General features: G+C 66.1%; 7 protein-coding genes. 4 read left to right on the forward strand and 3 right to left on the reverse strand.

The window, feature by feature from the left end:
• Positions 1-962: DUF6777 domain-containing protein (locus AWC08_RS36560; protein ID WP_085088003.1), on the forward strand; the 962-nt coding region annotated here is incomplete at its 5' end.
• 114 nt (positions 963-1,076) lie between these two features.
• Here AWC08_RS36560 and AWC08_RS16910 read toward each other — a convergent pair.
• On the reverse strand, positions 1,077-1,268 hold the full coding sequence (locus AWC08_RS16910) for a DUF5302 domain-containing protein (protein WP_065135132.1): 192 nt from the start codon (positions 1,266-1,268) through the stop codon (positions 1,077-1,079).
• Positions 1,269-1,309: 41 nt separating this feature from the next.
• On the reverse strand, positions 1,310-1,753 hold the full coding sequence (locus tag AWC08_RS16915) for a PPOX class F420-dependent oxidoreductase (protein ID WP_065135133.1): 444 nt from the start codon (positions 1,751-1,753) through the stop codon (positions 1,310-1,312).
• Between the two features lie 55 nt (positions 1,754-1,808).
• On the opposite strand from AWC08_RS16915, the gene AWC08_RS16920 reads away from it, so the two are divergent.
• Positions 1,809-2,324: a DUF1697 domain-containing protein gene (locus tag AWC08_RS16920; RefSeq protein WP_069435532.1), complete on the forward strand. Its 516-nt coding sequence runs from the start codon at positions 1,809-1,811 to the stop codon at positions 2,322-2,324.
• The gene (locus AWC08_RS16925) at positions 2,321-3,148 is read left to right on the forward strand and encodes a class I SAM-dependent methyltransferase (RefSeq protein WP_069435533.1); all 828 of its coding nucleotides are present in this window, start codon (positions 2,321-2,323) and stop codon (positions 3,146-3,148) included. Before AWC08_RS16920 ends, AWC08_RS16925 begins: the two co-directional genes overlap by 4 nt.
• Here the strand turns inward: AWC08_RS16925 and AWC08_RS16930 are convergent.
• Positions 3,145-3,510: an Rv1152 family transcriptional regulator gene (locus tag AWC08_RS16930; protein WP_065050128.1), complete on the reverse strand. Its 366-nt coding sequence runs from the start codon at positions 3,508-3,510 to the stop codon at positions 3,145-3,147. The genes AWC08_RS16925 and AWC08_RS16930 overlap by 4 nt on opposite strands.
• A 37-nt stretch (positions 3,511-3,547) precedes the next feature.
• On the opposite strand from AWC08_RS16930, the gene AWC08_RS16935 reads away from it, so the two are divergent.
• Complete coding sequence (locus AWC08_RS16935) at positions 3,548-4,261, forward strand: NAD-dependent deacylase (RefSeq protein ID WP_065135136.1); 714 nt, start codon at positions 3,548-3,550, stop codon at positions 4,259-4,261.
• Positions 4,262-4,728 lie beyond the last annotated feature (467 nt).

Consider the following 4,728-nt stretch of genomic DNA (forward strand, 5'->3'; position numbering starts at 1 on the left):
CGCCCACCCTGCAGCCACGCGGCGAGGGCACCCCCGTGGCCACCCAGCCGCTGCCCGGCGACCGCGACGGTCTGTACGGCGGCACGCTGAACAACGCCGAGTGCGACCGCGACAAGATGATCACCTTCCTGAGCACTCACCTCGCCCAGGCCGGCGCGTTCGTGGAAGCACTCAATACCGACCCCGCCCTGTTCTGGAGCGGCGGACGCCCCCTCAGGGTCGCCGACATCCCCACCTACCTGCGCGAACTCACTCCCGTCCTGCTGCGGCTGGACACCCGGGTCACCAACCACGGATTCGACGGGACACGTCCCACCACCCTGCAATCGGTCTTCCAAGCGGGCACCGGTGTTTTCGTCGACGCCCACGGGGTTCCTCGCGCCCGCTGCTACTGCGGCAATCCCCTGACGGCGCCGATCGCTCTGTCAGGCGACCCGGAGCCGGTCGGCACAGCCTGGCCCGGCTACCAGCCCACCGCCCTCGCCGCCGTCCAACCCAGCACCGGGACCATCGCCAACTTCGTTCTCGTCGACGTCGTCACCGGGCAAGCCTTCGACCGGCCCGCCGGCACCACCGGCGCCAACGACACGGTCCGCACCCAACCGGTCCCACCACCCCAACCCGCACCCACCGCCGCGCCGCCAGCGGCGATCGAAGGCACCTACCTGTGGCACGGCCTCACGACTTCGTGCGGCCAGATCCCCCCTGACGAAACCTTCCCCGTGGCCCGTCAGGGCAACACGCTGACCTTTGGTCCATTCAAACTTGGGGTCGTTTACACGGGCACCCTGAACGCCGACGGATCATTCTCGACCAGCAGCAGCTGGGGCGGAAGCTCGATGGGGGGTGTCTTCGCCACCGAGGGCGGCCGCACCATGATCCGTGACGGGACATATGACATCGAACCCACAACCGAGAATCGCGGGGGCTGCCGCCTTACCTTCGAGGCCAGAAAGCAGTGAACTCTCAAGCACGCCCCAGCGCCAAATGCCTCGGCCGGACCGTCGACCGACTGTCGGCGGTCACGCCAAAACGATTGCGGCGCTTGAGACTACCTTGGATTTTCGGGCGCGCCGCTAGCCGCTCTTACGGCGGAATTCCCGGCGGTTGCCGACGGCGCCGTGTGCCCGCGACTGCTTGCCCCCGCTGTCCTTGTGGTCGGATCCGCCCGCGGACTTCGCCATCTTGCGTTCGAGGGCTTCACGGAACTTGCGCTTGTTGTCGTCCTCCGGCGATTCGGACGATTCCGGGGCGTTCGTGTCGGCCATACCGGCAGCCTATCTGGTGCGCTTCGGGCCGGAACGAATTATCACCGCCTGCCCGGCGGCATGCCGTACACATGCGAGATCGGCATCGTCAGCAGTACCCGCCGATCGGTGACCATGGCCTCGCGATATTCGTCCCAGTCCGGATGCTCGCCAGCGATGTTGCGGTACAACGAAATCAGCCCCTCGACGGTGTCGTCGTCGGGCGCGAGAGCCGGCGGCGTCAGTTCCGCGACGCCCTCCGCGACGGCATATGACCACCCGTCGTCGGCGTCGACCAACAGCGATGCCCGCGGGTCTCGGCGCAGATTGCGGGTTTTGGCGCGCGGCTCGGTGATCGACACCTGCAACACCAAACCCCGCGCATCGAAGTAGTACGACACGTTGGACAACTGAGGCCGCCCGTCTCGCTTGATGGTGGCCAGCACTCCGATCTTATTGCAACTGATCACGGCCAACAGCTTGTCGTCGAAGACGTGGCGTCCCATGCGCAAAGCCTACGTCGCGTTGCGCCCTTCTCCGACGGGCTGGTGAAATCGGTTCATGACCGAGTACGCGGCGTTCCTGCGCGGTGTCAATGTCGGTGGAGTCAATCTCAAGATGGCCGATGTTGCCGACGCTCTGACCGACGCCGGCTTCCAGAATGTGCGCACCATCCTGGCCAGCGGCAACGTGCGGCTGGAATCGTCCGCCAACGTCGCGGCGGTGCGCAGCAAGGCCGAGGCAGCGCTACGGGACCGGTTCGGCTACGACGCCTGGGTGCTGGCTTACCACCTGGACACGGTGCGAGCCATCGACGATGGCTACCCCTTCGAGCGCGAGGTGGACGACCATCAGTCCTACGTCACCTTCGTCAGCGACGCCGACATCCTCGACGAACTGGCACAGCTGCGCCCCGGCCCGACGGAGAAGATTCAGCGCGGCGAGGGCGTCATCTACTGGCAGGTGCCCAAGGGCAGCACCCTGGACAGCAGCATCGGCAAGACGATGGGCAAGAAGCGCTACAAGTCCTCGACCACGTCGCGCAATCTGCGCACCCTGGCCAAGGTGCTCTCGTGAGCAAGACCCCATCGCACAAGGTCGCCTTGACCGGCGTCTCGGAGACCGCTCTGCTGACGCTCAACGCCCGTGCCACCGAGGCCCGCCGCGGCGAGGGCCGGCTGATCGACGACCCGATGGCCGTGACGCTGGTCAACTCCATCGATTTCGACTTCGCCAAGTTCGGTCCCACCCGCCAGGACATCGCGATTCGGGCGCAGGCGTTCGACGCTGCCGCGAAGGCCTATCTGAACGCCCACCCGGCGGCCACCGTGGTGGCGTTGGCCGAAGGTCTTCAGACCAGCTTCTGGCGCCTGGAAGCCGCTCTTCCGGAAAGCCGATTCCGTTGGCTGACAGTGGATTTGCCGCCAGTCATCGAGATCCGCAAGCGGCTGCTGCCGTCGTCGCCGCGCATCTCGGTGCTGGCCCAGTCGGCGTTGGACTACAGCTGGATGGACTCTGTCGACGCCTCAAACGGGGTGTTCATCACCGCCGAGGGACTGCTGATGTACTTGCAACCCGAACAGTCGCTGGGACTGATCGCCGAGTGCGCCAAGCGATTTCCGGGCGGTCAGATGCTGTTCGACCTGCCGCCGCGCTGGTTCAGTCTGTTCAGCCGCCTGGGCATCCGCACCTCGCTGCGCTACACGGTGCCGGCCATGCCGTTCAGCCTGACTGTCGCCGAGGCCGCCGATCTGGCCCGAACGGTGCCGGGCATCTCCGCGGTTCACGATGTGCGACTGCCAAAGGGCCGCGGCCTGATCTTCAACACTGCGCTATCAGCGGTGTACCGCGTTCCGTTGCTGGACCCGCTGCGCCCGAACCTGACGCTCTTGGAGTTCTAGTCGTCCGGCACATTGGTGAGATAGCGCATGGCGTCGGACTTGGTCAGTCCGAGCGCCCGGGCCACCTCGACGTATTCTTTGGCCGCCGCCGCCATCGCGGCGTCGGTCGGATCGAAGCGGGAGATGAAAGTGCCGAAACGTCCCCGCGTTTCGACGATCGCCGCGGACTCCAGCTCTCGGTAGGCGCGTGCGACGGTGTTGGCGGCCACGCCAAGCTGACCCGCCAAGTCGCGCACCGTCGGCAGCCGGGTGCCCGGCGGGAGCGAACCCGCCCGCACCCCGTCGATCACTCCGGTTCTGAGCTGGTCGAATATCGGCTTGCCCGCCTTCACGTCGACCTTCAACAAATCGCGCAACTCCACCCATCCAGTATTGCCCAGACGCGGCTATCTTTGTGGGATGCGAGTGACGGTGCTTAGCGGCGCGGGCATCTCGGCGGAGAGCGGCGTGCCGACGTTCCGTGACGACAAGAACGGTTTGTGGGCCCGCTTCGACCCGTACGAGCTGTCCAGCGTCCAGGGCTGGGAACGTAATCCCGAGCGGGTGTGGGGCTGGTATCTGTGGCGCCACTACCTGGTGTCCGACGTACAACCCAACGCGGGTCACCGAGCGATCGCGCAATGGCAGGCTGTCGCCGACGTCACCGTGATTACCCAGAATGTCGACGACCTGCATGAGCGGGCCGGCAGCACGCCGGTACACCACCTGCACGGTAGCCTCTTCGAATTCCGTTGCGCGCGTTGCGATATGTCCTACACCGAGCCGCTGCCGCTGATGACCGAGGCCGCTATCGAGGTGGAGCCGCCGGTGTGCCGCTGCGGCGGCCTGATCCGGCCCGACATCGTCTGGTTCGGCGAGTCGCTGCCGCACGGTCCGTGGCAGAGCGCACTTGATGCAACCGAGAACGCCGACGTCGTGGTGGTGGTCGGGACCTCGTCGATCGTCTATCCGGCGGCCGGGTTGCCCGAACTCGCGCTGGCCCGCGGTACCGCCGTGATCGAGGTCAATCCCGAGCCCACACCACTGTCCGAACACGCCACGGTGTGCGTGCGCGAGTCGGCAAGCCAGGCGTTGCCCGGGCTGCTGGAGCGGTTGCCGGCGCTGTTCAAGTAGCTCGGGTAGCGCTGCAGCGCCGAGCCTGAACTCGTGGCGCCGAGGCTGCGCACAGATCGTATTTCGTCCACAGCAGGGCGCCGCCTTCGCAGAATCGGTCGGCATGCGTCCTGGCGATCGGCAATGCTGCGGCTCGTGATGCGAGCGGAGCCTTCATTCCCCTTCCTTGGCAGCGAGGCAGTGACGAGTGGGACACTGCGGCGACACCAGTTGCGATCTCGCTACCGTGCGGTCCTGCCTGACGTCTACGTCCCGCGCGACGAAGTCCTTACGTTGCGGCAGCGCACCGTAGCGGCTTGGTTGTGGTCACGCCGGAAGGGTGTGATTGCCGGGCTCTCGGCATCCGCGTGGCATGGATCGAAATGGGTCGACGAAAACGTACCGATCGAAGGTCAAGTCCAGGGACGTGGTGTACGACCTCGTCGTGTGATTCTTCGATGTCGTGTTTTATGCGGTTAGTGCCGCGG

The sequence above is a fragment of the Mycobacterium gordonae genome (genome assembly GCF_002101675.1).
Taxonomy (GTDB): Bacteria; Actinomycetota; Actinomycetes; order Mycobacteriales; family Mycobacteriaceae; genus Mycobacterium; species Mycobacterium gordonae.